At 66.3% G+C, this 17,603-nt stretch carries 16 protein-coding genes; 9 read left to right on the plus strand and 7 right to left on the minus strand.

Annotated elements, in window-relative coordinates; genetic code table 11:
• Positions 1-57: 57 nt before the first annotated feature.
• From rapZ to E3T40_RS03015, 8 genes are all read left to right on the plus strand, one after another.
• Complete coding sequence (rapZ, locus tag E3T40_RS02980) at positions 58-933, plus strand: RNase adapter RapZ (RefSeq protein WP_104100549.1); 876 nt, start codon at positions 58-60, stop codon at positions 931-933.
• Positions 934-1,031: 98 nt separating this feature from the next.
• Complete coding sequence (gene whiA / locus E3T40_RS02985; protein ID WP_104100550.1) at positions 1,032-2,012, plus strand: DNA-binding protein WhiA; 981 nt, start codon at positions 1,032-1,034, stop codon at positions 2,010-2,012.
• Between the two features lie 125 nt (positions 2,013-2,137).
• On the plus strand, positions 2,138-2,764 hold the full coding sequence (locus tag E3T40_RS02990) for a superoxide dismutase (protein WP_104170982.1): 627 nt from the start codon (positions 2,138-2,140) through the stop codon (positions 2,762-2,764).
• 84 nt (positions 2,765-2,848) lie between these two features.
• A complete protein-coding gene (gene gap / locus E3T40_RS02995; protein WP_104170981.1) occupies positions 2,849-3,853 on the plus strand; it encodes a type I glyceraldehyde-3-phosphate dehydrogenase in 1,005 nt (334 codons plus the stop codon).
• Between the two features lie 11 nt (positions 3,854-3,864).
• Entirely contained in the window at positions 3,865-5,079 is a 1,215-nt protein-coding gene (pgk, locus tag E3T40_RS03000) for a phosphoglycerate kinase (RefSeq protein WP_104170980.1), read from the plus strand.
• Positions 5,070-5,870, plus strand: coding sequence for a triose-phosphate isomerase (gene tpiA, locus E3T40_RS03005; RefSeq protein ID WP_104170979.1), 801 nt, complete (start codon positions 5,070-5,072; stop codon positions 5,868-5,870). Before pgk ends, tpiA begins: the two co-directional genes overlap by 10 nt.
• Before the next feature lie 161 nt (positions 5,871-6,031).
• Positions 6,032-6,283: a preprotein translocase subunit SecG gene (secG, locus tag E3T40_RS03010; protein WP_104170978.1), complete on the plus strand. Its 252-nt coding sequence runs from the start codon at positions 6,032-6,034 to the stop codon at positions 6,281-6,283.
• 79 nt (positions 6,284-6,362) lie between these two features.
• Positions 6,363-6,731 (plus strand): RNA polymerase-binding protein RbpA, encoded by a 369-nt coding sequence (locus tag E3T40_RS03015; protein WP_104170977.1) that lies wholly within the window; start codon positions 6,363-6,365, stop codon positions 6,729-6,731.
• A 95-nt stretch (positions 6,732-6,826) separates the two neighbouring features.
• Here E3T40_RS03015 and pgl read toward each other — a convergent pair whose 3' ends face one another.
• From pgl to tkt, 6 genes are all read right to left on the minus strand, one after another.
• Positions 6,827-7,597: a 6-phosphogluconolactonase gene (gene pgl / locus E3T40_RS03020; protein WP_104170976.1), complete on the minus strand. Its 771-nt coding sequence runs from the start codon at positions 7,595-7,597 to the stop codon at positions 6,827-6,829.
• Positions 7,594-8,562 carry a glucose-6-phosphate dehydrogenase assembly protein OpcA gene (locus E3T40_RS03025; protein WP_104170975.1) on the minus strand — a complete coding sequence of 323 codons (969 nt, stop codon included), beginning with the start codon at positions 8,560-8,562 and terminating at the stop codon, positions 7,594-7,596. Before E3T40_RS03025 ends, pgl begins: the two co-directional genes overlap by 4 nt.
• Complete coding sequence (gene zwf, locus E3T40_RS03030) at positions 8,559-10,100, minus strand: glucose-6-phosphate dehydrogenase (protein WP_104170974.1); 1,542 nt, start codon at positions 10,098-10,100, stop codon at positions 8,559-8,561. Before zwf ends, E3T40_RS03025 begins: the two co-directional genes overlap by 4 nt.
• Before the next feature lie 69 nt (positions 10,101-10,169).
• Complete coding sequence (locus tag E3T40_RS03035) at positions 10,170-11,777, minus strand: glucose-6-phosphate isomerase (protein ID WP_104194860.1); 1,608 nt, start codon at positions 11,775-11,777, stop codon at positions 10,170-10,172.
• Complete coding sequence (gene tal, locus E3T40_RS03040) at positions 11,774-12,910, minus strand: transaldolase (protein WP_104194859.1); 1,137 nt, start codon at positions 12,908-12,910, stop codon at positions 11,774-11,776. Before tal ends, E3T40_RS03035 begins: the two co-directional genes overlap by 4 nt.
• 59 nt (positions 12,911-12,969) lie before the next feature.
• Entirely contained in the window at positions 12,970-15,063 is a 2,094-nt protein-coding gene (gene tkt, locus E3T40_RS03045; RefSeq protein ID WP_134542622.1) for a transketolase, read from the minus strand.
• Between the two features lie 283 nt (positions 15,064-15,346).
• Between tkt and E3T40_RS03050 the strand changes: the two genes are divergently transcribed.
• Positions 15,347-16,267: a heme o synthase gene (locus E3T40_RS03050; protein WP_233194134.1), complete on the plus strand. Its 921-nt coding sequence runs from the start codon at positions 15,347-15,349 to the stop codon at positions 16,265-16,267.
• A gap of 76 nt (positions 16,268-16,343) precedes the next feature.
• Here the strand turns inward: E3T40_RS03050 and E3T40_RS03055 are convergent, their stop codons facing one another.
• Positions 16,344-17,240: a heme A synthase gene (locus E3T40_RS03055; RefSeq protein ID WP_241981651.1), complete on the minus strand. Its 897-nt coding sequence runs from the start codon at positions 17,238-17,240 to the stop codon at positions 16,344-16,346.
• Positions 17,241-17,603 lie beyond the last annotated feature (363 nt).

A 17,603-nucleotide genomic window follows, 5' to 3' on the forward strand; every position in this document is an offset into this window, starting at 1 on the left:
CCGGCTGATCGGTAGGCTGGACACTTAGGTTCCACCCGATCGAAGGCGCAGTCCAGAATGACAACGGAGAACGACAGGCAGGAAATGCTTATCGTGACGGGGATGTCCGGCGCAGGCCGCTCCACCGTGGCCAACGCGCTGGAAGACCTGGGCTGGTACGTCGTCGACAACCTTCCGCCGCAGATGCTGCGCCCGCTGGCCGAACTCGTCGGCCGGGCCGGCACCAGCCTGCCGAAGATCGCCGCCGTGGTCGATATCCGCGGCCGGGACTTCTTCACCGATTTCCAGGAGATCCTGCACTCGCTGCGGAAGACGTCCCAGGTGCGGGTCATTTTCCTCGAAGCCCGCGACGACGTGCTCGTGCGACGGTTCGAATCCGTGCGACGACCGCATCCGCTGCAGGGCGACGGCACGATCCTTGACGGCATCGCGGCCGAGCGCGTCAAGCTCAGCGCCGTGCGCGAGTCCTGCGACCTCGTCATTGACACCTCCGATCTCAACATCCACCAGCTGGCCACGTCGATCTCGGACCGCTTCGCCGCCGAGGACGCCGCCGGGGTGCACGTCACGCTGATGAGTTTCGGCTTCAAGTACGGCCTTCCCACCGACGTCGACATGGTCGCCGATGTGCGTTTCCTTCCCAACCCGTTCTGGGTTCCCGAACTGCGCAGCCACAACGGCCAAGACTCCGAGGTGCGGGATTTTGTTCTCGCCCAGACCGGGGCGCGGGAGTTCATCTCGCATTACGCGGCGGCCCTGGAACCGGTCCTCGCGGGGTACCAGCGGGAGAACAAACGCCACGCGACCATCGCGGTCGGGTGCACGGGCGGCAAGCACCGCTCGGTCGCTATGGCCGCGGAAATCGCGGCCCTGGTCAAGGACTTCCCCGGTGTCGCGGTCAGCGTCAAGAATCGCGACCTCGGACGGGAATAACCCGGTCATGGGCGACTGCATCCCGCAGACGCCCACTCCGGCCAGAACGACTACAACTCGGCCCCACATCAGGCCAGGACGACAGAATGGACAAGCGATTGGCACTCACCGCCGACGTTAAAGACGAGCTTGCTCGCGTCGAAATTTCAAAGACCACGGTGCGTGCAGCGGAACTTGCCACCATTCTCCGCTTCTCCGGCGGACTGCACATGATTTCCGGCCGGATCGCCATCGAGTCAGAGCTCGACACCCCTCTCCTCGCCAGGAGGGTGCGCAAAGACCTCGCTGAGCTCTACGGCGTGCGCAGCGACGTGACCGTGATCCCCGCCGCCGGCCTGAGGCGCGCCAGCCACTACCTGGTGCGAGTGCTTGACGGCGGCGAAACCCTCGCGCGCCAGACCGGGCTGCTCGACGCGAGACGGCGCCCGATTCGCGGTCTGCCGAACCGGCTCACCACGGGCTCGAAGGAAGAGATCGCCGCTGTCTGGCGTGGAGCCTTCCTCGCCCACGGCTCGTTGACCGACCCGGGTCGTTCGGCGGCGCTGGAGGTCACCTGCCCCGGGAACGAATCTGCCATGGCCCTCGTGGGAGCCGCCGGCCGCCTCGGAGTCGTCGCCAAGGCGCGTGAGGTTCGGGGGGTGCACCGGGTCGTCATCCGCGACGGCGACGCCATCGGCGCCATGCTCGTGCAGATGGGGGCGCAGGAGACCGTGCTCAACTGGGAGGCCCTCCGCCAGCGTCGCGAGGTGCGCGCGACTGCGAACCGACTGGTCAACTTCGACGACGCGAACCTGCGCCGCTCCGCTCAGGCCGCGGTGGCCGCGTGCGCGCGCGTGCAGCGCGCCATGGAAATCCTTGACGAGGAGATCCCGGAGCACCTCCGCTATGCGGGCGAGCTGCGCCTCTCCTTCCGCGACTCCAGCCTCGACGAGCTCGGTCACCACGCGGACCCGCCCATGACGAAGGATGCCGTCGCCGGCCGCATCCGTCGCCTGCTGGCCATGGCCGACAAGAAGGCCGCCGACCTGGGCATCCCGGGCACGGACGCGAACCTCCCGGCCGACCTCGATGACGTCTGACCTGCCCGGCGTTCAGCGTTCATCCACGTTCGTCACAGCCGCAGCGCATCCTGAGTAGACTGGAATTGTTGCTCACGAACGGGTGGCGGAGCGTTACGCGCCGACAACTACAGAGGAGATGCATCTTGACTGAATACACACTTCCGGCTCTGGCCTACGACTACTCGGCCCTTGCGCCGAGCATCAGCGGCACCATCATGGAACTCCATCACGGCAAGCACCACCAGGCCTACGTCACCGGGGCCAACACAGCCCTGGCCCAGCTGGCCGAGGCTCGCGACAGCGGCAACCTCACCTTTGTGAACAAGCTCGAGAAGGACCTCGCGTTCAACCTCGGCGGCCACGTCAACCACTCGATCTTCTGGACCAACCTGTCGCCCGATGGCGGAGATAAGCCCACCGGTGACCTGGCTAGCGCGATCGAGGACAACTTCGGTTCCTTCGACAAGTTCCAGGCCCACTTCGCGGCCGTGGCCCTTGGCGTACAGGGCTCCGGCTGGGCGGTTCTCGCCTGGGACTCGATCGGCCAGCGCCTGATCATTCAGCAGTTCTTCGACCAGCAGGCCAACTTTGCGGCCGGCACGATTCCGGTGCTGATGCTCGACGTCTGGGAGCACGCGTACTACCTCGACTACCGCAACGTTCGTGCGGACTATGTGAAGGCGTTCTGGAACATCGTCAACTGGGCCAACGTCCAGGAACGCTTCACCATCGCACGAGAAAAGACCGCCGGACTGCTGCTCCTTTCCTGAGAGGAGTCGGCCCCCACGGGGGCCCGCAGCCCGTCCGATTCACCCACCACAACGCGCCTCGGCGCACAAGAATAGGAGACATTCGTGTCTGTAAAGATTGGTATTAACGGATTTGGCCGCATTGGCCGTAATTATTTTCGCGCCGTCCTGGCCCAGGGCAGCGACATCGAGATCGTCGCCGTGAACGACCTCACCGTGGCGAAGACGCTGGCTCACCTTCTTAAATATGACTCCATCACCGGTCGCCTTCCCGCCACCGTCGAGGTCGATGGAGACACCATCCTCGTCAACGGCAAGCCGATTAAGGTTCTTGCCGAGCGCGACCCCGCCAACCTGCCCTGGGCAGCCCTGGGCGTCGACATCGTGATCGAATCCACTGGACGCTTCACCAAGGCCGAGGATGCGCGCAAGCACATCACCGCCGGTGCCAAGAAGGTCATCGTTTCCGCTCCGGCCTCCGGCGATGCGGCAACCATCGTCATGGGCGTCAATGAGGCGGACTACGACCCGGCCAAGTTCGACATCATCTCCAACGCGTCGTGCACCACGAACTGCCTCGCGCCCCTCGCGAAGGTGTTCAACGACAACTTCGGCATCAAGCACGGCCTGATGACCACGATCCACGCGTACACGGCCGACCAGAACCTGCAGGACGGCCCGCACTCTGACCTGCGTCGTGCCCGCGCGGCCGCTCTGAACATCATTCCGACCTCGACCGGTGCCGCCAAGGCCCTCGGCCTGGTTCTGCCTGAGCTCAAGGGCAAGCTTGACGGCTTCGCGCTGCGCGTTCCGGTTCCCACCGGCTCCATCACCGACCTCACCGTCGTTGCTGAGCGTCCCGTCACCGTTGAGGCCATCAAGGCCGCGTACAAGGCTGCCGCCGAGGGTCCCCTCAAGGGCATCCTCATGTACACGGAAGACGAGATCGTCTCCAGTGACATCGTCACCGACCCGCACTCCTCGATCTTCGACGCCGGCCTGCTTCGCGTCATCGGCGACCAGGTCAAACTGTCCGCATGGTACGACAACGAATGGGGCTTCTCCAACCGCATGGTTGACCTCACCGCGCTCGTCGCCAAGAGCCTCTAACGGAGTCCGCAGTGACGCTGCGTACTATTGATTCACTGGGGCAGCTCGGCGGAAAGCGCGTCATCGTCCGTTGTGACCTGAATGTGCCGTTGCAAGACGGTCAGATCACCGACGACGGGCGCGTCCGGGCATCCTTGCCCACCATCAAGGCCCTCATCGAGCAGGGCGCGCGAGTTGTGATCGTGTCGCACCTCGGTCGCCCGAAGGGCGCACCGGAAGCCAAGTACAGCCTGGCTCCCGTTGCCGACCGTCTCGGCGAGCTCCTGGGCGCGGACGTGGCATTCGCCACGGACACGGTCGGGGCGTCGGCTCAGGCTGCCGTTGCCGCCCTCACCGACGGTGACGTGGTTGTTCTCGAGAACCTCCGCTTCAACGCGGGGGAGACCGCCAAGGACGACGCCGAGCGCGGCGCCTTCGCCACGGAGCTTTCCGCTCTGGGCGATGTGCTCGTCTCGGATGGCTTTGGCGTCGTGCACCGCAAGCAGGCCAGTGTGTACGACCTCGCCGGGATCCTTCCCAGCGCGGCCGGCCTCCTGATCGCCGCTGAGCTCGAAGTCCTGAACCGCCTCACCGAGAAGCCCGAAGTGCCGTACGCGGTCGTTCTGGGCGGCTCGAAGGTGTCCGACAAGCTCGGCGTCATCGGGCACCTGCTGCCCCGCGTCAACTCGCTGCTCATCGGCGGCGGCATGGCGTACACGTTCCTCGCCGCTCAGGGCCACAAGGTGGGCGCAAGCCTGCTGGAGGCCGACCAGATCGAAACCGTTCGCGGTTACCTTCAGGAAGCGGAGCGCCTGGGCGTGCGGATCGTGCTGCCGACGGATATCGTCGTCGCCTCCAAGTTCGGGGCAGACGCCGAGGTGGCGGTCAGCCCGGCCGACGCGATCGAGAGCACCACGTTCGGTGCCTCCGGTCTCGGCCTGGACATCGGACCGGAGACCGCTGCGGCGTTCGCCGACATCATCCGGTCGTCGAAGACGGTCTTCTGGAACGGCCCGATGGGCGTGTTCGAGTTGGCGCCGTTCGCGGAGGGCACCCGTGCGGTGGCCGGCGCGCTGACCGAGGTCGACGGCCTGAGTGTCGTCGGTGGTGGAGATTCGGCCGCGGCCGTGCGCATCCTCGGTTTCACCGATGACCAGTTCGGTCACATTTCTACCGGCGGCGGCGCGAGCCTCGAGTTCCTCGAGGGTAAGCGCCTGCCAGGACTGGAGGTCCTCGGATGGCAGTAAACGAACACCCACGGCGCACTCCGCTGATTGCCGGAAACTGGAAGATGAACCTGGACCACCTCCAGGCCATCGCGTTCGTCCAGAAGCTCGCCTGGAATCTCAAGGATGCGAAGCACGATGTCGCAGCGGTCGAGGTCGCGGTGTTCCCACCGTTTACCGACCTCCGCTCCGTGCAGACGCTCGTCTCCGCTGACAAGCTCCCGATCGCCTTCGGCGGCCAGGACCTGTCGGCCCAGGATTCGGGTGCGTACACCGGTGAGATCTCCGGCGCGTTCCTCGCGCAGCTTGAGTGCAAGTATGTGTTGATCGGTCACTCCGAGCGCCGCACACTGCACGCCGAGACTGACGAAATCGTCGCGGCGAAGGTCACGGCAGCGCTCAAGCACAACCTGGTTCCGATCATCTGCGTCGGCGAGTCTGCCGCGGACCTGGAACTGCACGGCCCGAGCGCCGTACCGGTCGCCCAGCTGCGCGCGGCCCTGGCCGGCGTGACCAACGCGGCCGACTTCGTCGTCGCCTACGAGCCCGTCTGGGCGATCGGTTCCGGCAAGGCGGCAACGCCGGAGCAGGCCGAGCAGGTGGCGGCGCAACTGCGTCTCGTGCTCACGGAGACGCTGGGCCAGGATGTGGCCGACAAGACCCGCATCCTGTACGGCGGTTCCGTGAAGGGTTCTAATATCGCGGGCTTCATGCGCGAGCCGAACGTGGACGGCGCCCTGGTGGGCGGCGCCAGCCTGGATATCGACGAATTCTCGAGCATCGTCCGGTTCCAGCAGCACGTCGGTCTGTAACAAGACAACTGCACCACATCTGCTGTCTCAACTCGGCAGCAGGCCTCGAAGCAGCCCATCGTTCCCCAACAGGGGGTCGGTGGGCTGGTTCGTGAGTCAGGCTATGATTATCACTGATCTTGATGGGTTTTTTGGGCCCATCGCACTGTGAAAGGTTTCGCGTGGAGATTCTCCAGGTTGTGCTGCAGGTGTTGCTCGGAATTACGAGTCTCCTGTTGACCATGCTCATTTTGCTTCACAAGGGGCGTGGTGGCGGTCTGTCCGACATGTTCGGCGGAGGTGTCACTTCCAACCTCGGTGCGTCCGGTGTGGCGGAACGCAACCTCAACCGCATCACCGTCATCCTGGGGTTGCTCTGGATTACCTGCATCGTAATCCTGGGACTCATCACCAAGTTCGACACGGGGCTTTAGTTTCCCGTTTCACAGTTTCGACGAGCTCTAGCTCAACCGGTCAATCGGCTACAACGCCCTTTTCAAGCGGAGGAACATAATGGCATCTGGTGGCAGCGCAATCAGAGGATCCCGGGTCGGTGCCGGCCCCATGGGCGAGCAGGACCGCGGTTTTCACGCGGACCGCATCAAGGTGTCCTACTGGGACGCCCTCGGCAACGAGACCGTGCGTTACTTCGCGGCAAACCTCCCCGATGAAGAGATCCCGGTGACCATCGACTGCCCGTCGTCGGGGCTCCCGGCCGGGCGCGACAAAGAGAACCCGCCGTCGGTGGTCAAGCTTGAACCGTACAAGACGCACCTTGCCTACGTGAAGGAACGCCGGACCGAGGAAGAGGCAGAATCGCTCCTCGAAGAAGCGTTGCAGCAGTTGCGCGTGCGCCGGGGCAAGCTGTCCGCGACGAACTGACGTTTGGACACGCACGCCTGTCGTTCACTGAGAAAGGCCCCGACTCCGGTCGGGGCCTTTCTCGGTGTGCGGGTCTGCCCGAGCAGGTGACTGTTCTAGAACGTCGACGCGGTGAGGTTCTCGGGGACCTCCGCAGCGGCCTCCCGGTCGACGAAGAAGTTCGTGTACCGGCGGCCCTTGATGCCCGCCACGGGCACCTCGTCGCGGCTGGCGCCGGCTAGGGCGAGACCGAGCGCCGATGCCTTGTCCGGCCCGGCCAGCACCATCCACACGCACCGTGAGGAGTTCAGGGCCGGTCGGCTGAGGCTGAGCCGCTCCGCCGGGGGCTTGGGAGAGTTGCGCACGGCGAGCACGCTCTTGCTGTGTTCGCGGATGCCGGCCTGGTGCGGGAATAGGGAGGCGACGTGGCCGTCCGGCCCCACGCCGAGGAAGGTGATGTCGAAGCGCGGCAGGTCGGTTCCCTCGATCGAGGCGGACTCGAGCAACGCGGCGTAGCTCTCGACTGCGGTGTCGAGGTCGACTCCCTCGTCCGAGGCGGCGAAGGGGTGGATGTTCGCCTCCGGGATCTGGATGTGGTCAAGTAGGGCGGTGCGAGCCTGGCGCTCGTTGCGGTCGGGGTGCTCCTTGGGCACCCAGCGCTCGTCACTCCACCAGAACGTGACCAGGCCCCAGTCGATGGTGTCGCGGGCCGCGGAGGCGTTGACAGCTTCCAAGACCTCGATCGCGACGCTGCCGCCGGCCAGGACCACGTTGACTTCTCCCTGTTCGTGCAGGAGGTCCACGGTCGTTGTGATGAATCGGGCCGCCACCGAGGCGGCCAGGGCAGCGCGATCGGTGTGCACGAGTACGCGTCGTTCGTTGGTCACGGTCGTCCTTCGTTGTGTTCTGCGACCACGTCGTCAAGGTGCGGTAGGCCGCGCGTGATGACCTCACCATACAGCTCATCGGGGTCGAGGCGGCGCAGCTCGTCGCTGAGGCAGTCCCGCAGGCTCCGGCGCTTGAGGGTGAGGTCCTGAACGGGCTGGCCGGGCTGGGTGAGTCTGGCGATGTCGGGCACGTCTCGTTCGAGCGAGATGAGCCCGGCGGAGCGCGTCAGGTGCACACTCCGGATGCCGTGGGACAGCGGCCCCGTAGTGAACTCGTAGTCCACCGAGACCTGCAGCTGCAGATCGAGCCAGGCGGCGAGCAGGGTCGTGGACGGCGAGTCCGCGGCACCGGTCACCTGCACGGCGGTCACAGGCAGGTAGGGCGGCTGGTCGAGGACCGCCGCCAGCTGGGCGCGCCAGAGGGTGAGGCGGGTCCAGGCGAAGTCCGTGTCGCCGGGACGGTATGAACTGCAGAGGTGATGAAGCGCGGCCTGCGGGTCGGGCTGCGCGGAAGCATCCGTGATGCGCCGGTGGGCGATGCGCCCGAGGGGCGAATCCGCTGGCACAGTGGGCGCCACACCGGGCCACCAGGCCACGACGGGGGCGTCGGGCAGGAGCAGGCCGGTGACCAGGCTTTCCGGGTCGCTGGCGGCCTCACCGTAGGCGCGCAGCACGATGACCTCGCTGGCGCCCGCGTCCCCGCCGACACGGATTTCCGCGTCGACGCGGGGGGCGAGTGGGGAGGCCGTGTCATCCTGGTCCATCGTTGACAGCACGATCACGCGCATGGGGTGTTCCCTGGACGCGTCGTTCGCGGCCTCGATGGCCTCCTCCTCGCGGCCCATGGTGGACGCGATGATGAGCGTAAGCACGCGGCCGAGGGCCACCGCGCCGCCTTCTTCGCGGATGCGCACCAGGGCCTTGGAGATCTTGGAGGTGGTCGTGTTGGGCAGATCGACGATCATGGGCGTCTCCAATGTCGGCCGTCGCGGGACAGCAGTTCGTCGGCCGAGACCGGACCCCAGGTTCCCGGCCGGTATTGCTCGGGCTGGCCCTGCTTCGCCCAGAACTCCTCGATCGGGTCGAGGATCTTCCACGACAGCTCGACCTCCTCGTGCCGGGGAAAGAGCGGCGGGTCGCCCAGGAGCACGTCGAGGATGAGCCGCTCATAGGCCTCGGGGCTGGCCTCGGTGAAGGCGTGGCCGTAGCCGAAGTCCATCGTCACGTCGCGCACCTGCATGCCGGCACCGGGCACCTTGGAGCCGAAACGGATGGTGACGCCTTCGTCGGGCTGCACCCGGATGACCAGGGCATTCTCGCCCAACGGTGCGGAGTTTCCCTTGCCGAAGAGGTGCTGGGGGGCTCGTTTGAACACCACGGCGATCTCGGTGACCCGGCGGCCCAGACGCTTGCCCGCACGCAGGTAGAAGGGCACCCCTGACCACCGGCGGTTCTCAATGGTCAGCCGCAGCGCGGCGTACGTTTCGGTGAGGGATTCGGGGTCCATCCCGTCCTCGTCCAGAAACCCCACGACCTTCTCGCCGCCCTGCCAACCGCCGGCATACTGGCCGCGGGCCGTGCCACGGGCGAGGTCGTCGGGAAGCCGGACGGAGGCGAGAACCTTCTCTTTCTCCGTGCGCAGGTCGGCAGCGTCGAAGGAGATTGGTTCCTCCATGGCGGTTAGCGCCAGAAGCTGCAGCAGGTGGTTCTGGATGACGTCCCGGGCTGCGCCGATGCCGTCGTAGTAGCCGGCCCGACCGCCCACGCCGATGTCCTCGGCCATGGTGATCTGCACGTGGTCGACGTAGTTGGTGTTCCAGATCGGTTCGTACAACTGGTTCGCGAAGCGGAGGGCCAGAATGTTCTGCACCGTCTCCTTGCCCAGGTAATGGTCGATGCGGAAGACCGAGTCGGGCGGGAAGACCGACTCGACCACGGCGTTGAGTTCGCGCGCGGTCTGCAGGTCACTGCCGAACGGCTTCTCGATCACGACCCGCCGCCACTGCCCGTCCGTCTGATCGGCCAGGCCGGAGCGGCGCAGCTGCTCCGTGACCTGCGGGAATGCCTTCGGCGGGATCGACAGGTAGAACGCATGGTTGCCCATCGTCCCGCGCTCCCGATCGAGTTGCGCAATGGTGTCCTTGAGCAGTTGGAACGACGCGGCGTCGTCGAACGACCCCGGCACGAAACGGATGCCCTCGGCGAGCTGAGTCCAGACGTCCTCGTTGAACTCGGTGCGCGCGTACTCCTTGACCGAGTCGTGCACGACTTTCATAAAGTCCTCGTTGGTCCAGTCGCGGCGTGCGAATCCGACGAGCGCGAAACCCGGCGGGAGCAGGCCGCGGTTGGCGAGGTCATAGACGGCCGGCATGAGTTTCTTCCGCGACAGGTCACCGGTGACGCCGAAGATCACCAAGCTGCTGGGCCCGGCGATGCGATTCAGACGGTAGTCGTGTGGTGAACGCAATGGATTGAACTCCGGGGTGATTTCCACCGGGGACATGCAGCTCCTTCGAGGTGTGGCGTTCGAGCACGTTGTTCGGCGCCGGCCCGCGGGCCGGCGCCGAACGGGTTAGCGCAGTGCGTCGAACAGGGTGGCGATGTTCATGGCCGGGTCGGTCAGCGTCAGCGTCAGTACGGGGCGACCATGGTCCGCCAGCACGCTGGCGTCACCGCTGGCTTGGGCCAGGATTAGTTCCCCGAACGTGAAGGGGCGCTCCGGGATGTCGAGGTCGACGTCCGGGGTGGTGAGGATCTGCAGGAACACTCCGGTGGCCGGTCCGCCCTTGTGCAGCTGGCCGGTGGAGTGCAGGAACCGCGGTCCCCAGCCGAACGTGACCGGGCGCTTGGCCAGTGCGGCCAGCAGATCACGGATTTCGGCGAGCTGGGACAGTTCCAGCCGGTTGACGTAGGCCTGCACGGAGATGTAGCCGTCCGTGCCCAGCTCCTCGATCAGGGCATCGATAGCGGAGGGCAGGTCGCTGGCGGCGCCGATCACGTGCGCGGTGCCGCGGATCTCGATTCCGTCCGTGATGAACGCGGCGGGGACCGGTTCGGGACGGGCGTCGAGGAGACCGCGGGTCGCGTTTTTGGCGGCCTCGACATCCGGCTGGTCGAACGGGTTGATGCCCAGCAAGCGGCCGGCGACGGCGGTGGCATACTCCCAGACGAGGAACTGCGCGCCGAGGGTGCCGCTGATCCGGATCTCGTCGTGTCCGCCGTTGTCGGAGAACACGTCGAGGCCGGCGTCGGAGACCAGGCGAACAACCTGCAGGTCAGGCAGGTCCAGGGTCAGCTCGGGGGCGTCCAGGTCGAGCACGACAGGAAGGATGCCGATGCCCTGTTTGCCGGTGGATTCGGCGATCAGCTGTTCGGCCCAGTCGGCGAAACCGACGATGTGGGTGCCATCCTCGACGATTGCGAGCTTGTCGCGGCGCGGGGTGGTCGCGGCGATGGCCGCACCCAGGATGAGCCCCGGGTTCTCGGCGGTGTCCACGGCAAGGGAAAGCGAAACGGCCTCGGCCTCGTCGAGCAGCTCGGCGATGTCCACGCCGGCAAGGCCGGACGGAACGAGTCCGAACGCAGTCAACACGGAGAAACGTCCACCGACTGTGGGGTCCGCGTTGAAGACGCGGTAGCCCACGGAACGGGCATCCGCGTCGAGGGGGGAGCCAGGGTCGGTCACGATGATGATGCGCTCGACCGGGTCGATGCCGGCCGCGCGGAAGGCGCGCTCGAAGACACGGCGCTGGCTGTCGGTCTCGACCGTGGAGCCGGACTTCGACGACACCACGAGCGCGGTGGCGGCCAGGTTCTCGCCGAGGGCCGCGAGGACCTGACCGGGGTCGGTGGAGTCGAGCACGGTGAGGTTCACGCCCGCGGTGCGGGTGATGACCTCGGGCGCCAGCGACGAGCCACCCATGCCGGTGAGGGCGATACGGGTGACTCCGCCGGCCCGCAGGGAGTCGCGCAGGGCAAGGATCTCCGCGACCAGCGGACGGGAATCCGTAACGGACTCGGTCCAGCCGAGTCGCTTCGCGGCTTCGGCTTCGGCTTCGGGGCCCCAGAGGGCCGGGTCAAGGGCGGTGATCCCGGATGCGACGAGGTCGGCCACCAGGGTCGGGACGGTGGTGCGAACGGCCTCGGCCGCCGCGCCGCTCACGGAGATGTGCAAGCTCACAGTGCGGCCCCGGTCTTGGTCGTCGTGGCGGTCTCGAGGGCAGCGGTCACGGTCTCGAGGAGTTCATTCCACGAGACGATGAACTTGGCCACGCCTTCGGCCTCTAGAACCTGGGTGACGTCGTTGTACGAGACACCCTCGTTCGCGAGTGCGTCGAGAACCAGGTTGGCTTCGTCGTACGCGCCGGTGATGGAGTTCGCGGGGATGACGCCGTGGTCGAGTGTGGCCTCGAGGGTCTTCTCCGGCATGGTGTTGACGACCTCGGGCGCGACCAGGTTGGTCACATACAGGGTGTCGGGGAGGCTGGGGTCCTTGACGCCGGTGGAGGCCCAGAGGGGGCGTTGCTTGTTGGCTCCGGCGCTGATCAGGCCGAGGGCGCGCTCGGTGGAGAAGGCTTCCTCGTAGACCTGATAGGCGAGCTGGGCGTTCGCGACGCCGGCCTTGCTCTTGAGCGCAAGCGCGGCTGTCGTCCCGATGACCTCGAGGCGGGCGTTGATCTCGGTGTCGACCCGCGAGACGAAGAACGACGCAACGGAGTGGATCACGCTGAGGTCGAGGCCGGCCGCCTTGGCCTTCTCCAGGCCGGAAAGGTACGCGTTGATGACCTGGCGGTGACGTTCGAGGCTGAAGATCAGGGTGACGTTGACGCTGATGCCGAGGGCGATCGTCGCGGTGATCGCCTCGAGACCTTCCACCGTTGCGGGGATCTTAATCATGGCGTTGGGTCGATTGACCTTCGCCCACAGTTCCTGGGCCTGCGTGACCGTGCCGGCCGCGTCGTGGGCCAGCCCGGGCTCGACCTCGATCGACACGCGCCCGTCGACGCCGCGGGTGCGATCGTAAACCGGGCGGAAGATATCGCTGGCCGCGGTCACATCGTCGGTGGTGATCTCGAACACGGCGTCGTGCACGCTGGTGCCGGCGGCGGCAAGAGCGGCCACCTGCTCCGCGTACGCCTCGCCCTTGCTGAGGGCGCCGGCGAAGATCGTCGGGTTGGTGGTCACGCCGACGATGTTCTTCGTGTCGATCAGGTTCGCCAGGCCGCCGGAAGCGATGCGTTCCCGGGACAGGTCGTCCAGCCAAATGCTGACGCCGGCCAATGACAGCTCGGCTAGGGGAGTGTTCTCAGTCATATTTCGTATCTCCTTGGAATGCAGGGTATTCAGGTGTGTGGTGTCCCGGCGCAGTGGGTTCAGTGCGCGGCGAGAGTTTCCTTGGCGGCGGCGACGACGGCATCCGTCGTGATGCCGAATTCACGGAACAGGGTCTTGTAATCGGCCGACGCACCGAAGTGCTCGATCGAGACGCTGCGGCCACGGTCGCCGACGTACTTGTCCCAGGTCAACGCGATTCCCGCCTCGACGGATACCCGGGCGGTGATCGATGCGGGCAGGACAGCCTCGCGGTATTCGGCGCTCTGCTCCCGGAACCATTCGAGGCTGGGGGCCGACACGACGCGCGCGTTGATGCCTTCGGCCCGGAGCTGCTCGCGGGCCGCCAAGGCCAGCTGCACCTCGGAGCCGGTGCCGATCAGGATCACATCAGGGGTGCCGCCCGCAGCCTCAGCGAGCACGTAGGCGCCCCGGGCCACGTTTCGGGCGGATGCGAGCACGTCGCCGGTGGCGTCGCCCTCGCCGCGCTCGAACACGGGAATGTTCTGGCGGGTCAGCACGATGCCGGCCGGTCCCTGGCGGCGCTCGAGGATCGTCTTCCACGCCCAGGACACCTCGTTGGCGTCGCCGGGGCGCACCACGTCGAGTCCGGGGATGGCGCGCAGGGTCGCGAGCTGCTCGATCGGCTGGTGGGTGGGGCCGTCCTCGCCGAGGGCGACGGAGTCGTGGGTCCAGACGAAGATCGAGGGGGCCTGCATCAGCGCGGCCAGGCGGATGGCCGGTCGCATGTAGTCGCTGAAGATCAGGAAGGTGCCGCCGAAGGGGCGGGTGTTCCCATGCAGCACGATGCCGTTCAGGATGGCGGCCATGGCGTGTTCGCGGATGCCGAAGTGCAGCACGCGGCCGTAGGGGTTGCCGGTCCATTCGCCGGTGGAGTGCTCGCTCGGAATGAAGGAGGCAGCACCGCCGATGGTGGTGTTGTTCGATTCTGCGAGGTCGGCGGAGCCACCCCACAGCTCGGGGATGACCGTGCCGAGCGCGGTGAGGACCTTGCCGGACGCGGCACGGGTCGATACCTCCGTGCCGGCGGGGAAGACGGGCAGGGCCGCCTCGACGCCGTCGGGTAGGTCGCCGGAGAGCACCCGATCGAGCAGGATCTTGCGCTCAGGGTTGGCGGTCGCCCAGGCTTCGAACTCGACGTTCCAGGCGGAGTGGGCGGCGGCCCCGCGGTCCACGGCCTGTCGGGTGTGCGCGATGACCTCGTCGGCGACCTCGAAGGCCTGCGCGGGGTCGAAACCGAGGACCGTTTTGACGGCGGTCAGCTCCTCGGCGCCGAGCGCCGAACCGTGGATCTTGCCCGTGTTCTGCTTCTTCGGGCTGGGCCAGCCGATGATGGTCTTCAGGATGATCAGCGACGGCTTGTCGGTGACTCCCTGGGCCGCCTCGATCGCGTCGTGGAGTGCGGCGACGTCCTCGACGTAGGCGCCGGTCTGCTTCCAGTCGACTGTCTGCACGTGCCAGTCGTAGGCCGAATAGCGGGCCGCGACATTCTCGGTGAAGGCGATGTTGGTGTCGTCCTCGATGGAGATCTGGTTGCTGTCGTAGATCGCGATCAGGTTGCCGAGCTGCTGGTGGCCGGCGAGGGAGGAGGCCTCGCTCGTGATGCCTTCCTGCAGGTCGCCGTCGCCGGCGATCACGTACACGAAGTGATCGAACGGGCTCGTGCCGACCGACGCCTCCGGGTCGAACAGTCCGCGCTCGAAGCGGGAGGCGTAGGCGAAGCCGACGGCGGAGGCCAGACCCTGGCCCAGAGGACCGGTCGTGATCTCGACCCCGTCGGTGTGGCCGTACTCCGGGTGCCCGGGCGTCTTGGAACCCCAGGTGCGCAGAGCCTTCAGATCTTCGAGCTCGAGTCCGTAGCCACCGAGGTACAACTGCACGTACTGGGTGAGCGAGCTGTGGCCGACCGAGAGAATGAAACGGTCCCGACCGATCCACTCGTTGTCGGACGGGTCACGCCGCATCACCTTCTGGAACAGGAGGTAGGCCGCGGGAGCGAGGCTCATGGCGGTACCGGGATGCCCGTTCCCGACCTTCTCCACGGCATCGGCCGCGAGGAGGCGTGCGGTGTCGACCGCCTTGCTGTCAATTGAATCCCACTGCAGTGCTGCCACTTGGTATTGACCCTTCTGAAGACAAGGGAGAAGGTTGCTGAGAACCCGCACCCGCTATTGTGCGCGCCCGAGGACATCAGCGTCATCACGGTGTCGCAGCAGATGCCCGGTTCCGGTGGATCAGCATGCATGCACCGAGATTGGCGAGCACTTCCAGTATAGGCAACGCCGGTTCGGACCCGTGATGTGTCGTCTCGTGACGCACCCCCGGCGGCCCGTCGACGGTTTCGGTTCCGACAGTTCGCCTAGAATCACAGTCACTGTCACCAGCGTTGGAGGAGCCTTGCCCGGAGCAGCCGAAACCCACACCCTGAGCACCCCACGCACGCTCCGGCGCACGGCAAGAGCCTACCTCTCGCTGACCAAGCCGCGGGTCGTGGAACTGCTCCTGGTGGTCACCGCTCCCACGATGATCCTGGCCGAACAGGGCATCCCGAGCCTGTGGCTGGTCGTGGCAACCCTGATCGGCGGTTCGCTTAGCGCCGGCTCTGCCGGGGCGTTCAACTGCTACATCGACCGGGACATCGACCGGCTGATGAAGCGTACCCAGAATCGCCCGCTCGTCACGGGGGAACTCACCGACCGGCAGGCCCTGGTGTTCGCCTGGCTGGTCGGTCTGGCATCGATTCTCTGGCTGCTGGCCTTCACGAACTGGCTCGCCGCGGCCCTGTCGCTGGGCGCCATCCTGCTCTATGTCGTCTTCTACACGATGGTTCTGAAACGCCGCACGGCCCAGAACATCGTCTGGGGCGGCATCGCGGGCTGCATGCCCGTGCTCATCGGCTGGGCCGCCGTGACCGGCGACCTATCATGGCCGCCCTTCGTCCTGTTCCTGATCATCTTCCTGTGGACGCCGCCGCACTACTGGCCGCTTTCCATGAAATACCGTGACGACTATCAGGCCGCCGGGGTGCCGATGCTCGCCGTCGTGCGCGGCCGCAGCCAGGTGGGCCTTCAGGTCATCCTGTACGCTTGGGCGACCGTCGCCTGCTCGCTCCTGCTCGTACCGATCGCGGACATGGGCCTGCTGTACCTCTTCGTCGCTCTGGTGACCGGCGCCTGGTTCATCTACGAGACGCACCGGCTGTACGGCCTGGCGATCCGTCACGTGGAGGTGTCGCCGATGCGCGTCTTCCACGGTTCGATCGCCTATCTCACCCTGTTGTTCCTGGCCGTCGGAGTTGATCCGCTGCTCCCGTTCTAGCCCGCAGCTCCCGTTCGACACCGGGCACGGCGTTCGGGCTGTGATGACCACAACTAAACGACGAGGACTTACGTCGCTACCGGCGACCGACCAGGTCGGGGGTGGTCGCTCTGGGGGACACCCGCACGTCCACCGGTGTGCTGAGGTTCAGGACGAGCGCGGTCAGGATGGCCACGAGCACGCAGGAGAGCACCATGTGGATGCCGACCAACCCGGCAGGGAGCCCCGTGTTGGACTGGATCAGGCCGACGCCGACCTGCATGGCCTCGGCGAGCAGAAGGAGAAGGGCCCAGCCCTGCGTCGGCAGAGCGCGCGAGAAGGCCACGACCAGAAGAACCACGGTGAGGGCAACGGTGACGTAGGCCGGCCAGCTGTGCACGCGCTGCAGGATTTCGGGGTCAAGGCCCGTGCGGGGAGCTTCCGCGTCCCCGGCGTGCGGGCCCGAGCCGGTGGTGAGGATGCCGACGAGGATCGTGACGAACACGACCGCGCTCGTGACATACGCCAGCGTCCGATACCAGACCGGAACCGCGAGGGTGCGCGGCACCCGGCCGGTGTAGACCCGGTGCACGAAGACGGTGCACAGCACGACCAGGATCACGGAGATCACGAAGTGGATGCCGACCACATAGGGGTTTAGCTGGGCAAGAACGCTGATGCCGCCGATAACGGCCTGCGCGGGGATGCCCAACCCCGCGAGCAGGGCGACCCAGAACAGGTCGGGGCGCTCCTTACGGAGGCGCACCACGGCGAGGAAGGCCGCGATCGCGACCAGGCCGAGGGCAACTCCGAGCAGGCGATTGCCGAATTCGATGTAGCCGTGGATGCCCATCTCGGGCGTGTTGACCACTGAGTCCGCGGTGCACTTGGGCCAGGTGGGGCAACCGAGGCCCGAGCTGGTCAGGCGCACCAGTCCACCCGTCCCGACCAGCAGAATCTGGGCGGCGAGGTAGATCCACGCGATCACACGCACACGCCTGTCAATCCTGGTCGGCAACCACGCCGTAATTCGATTCACCGGTTCTGCTCCCTCTTCGATGACCACATGTGAAAACGCCGGATCGCACTGCTGAACCCGTCGCCAGCCTGTAGAATTAGGTGTTTCATAAGCGGGAGCGTTGCGGTTGCCACAACCGCGGCGCTTCATCCCGTCGTCCTTAAACATCTTAGGTACGCAACGTAGCCGCCCACACAACCGATCCCTGACCGGGTCTCCGCTGGAGGCCATTCTGGGAACGACCGGACTAATATCCGGGTTGCCGGGGTGGCAGAAGAGGTAAATATGTCTGACGTCCTTCTTGACCGCCCCGAACTTGCGGGGCTCGGTGTCTACGAA

The sequence above is a fragment of the Cryobacterium sp. TMT1-19 genome (genome assembly GCF_004403055.1).
Classification (GTDB): Bacteria; Actinomycetota; Actinomycetes; order Actinomycetales; family Microbacteriaceae; genus Cryobacterium; species Cryobacterium sandaracinum.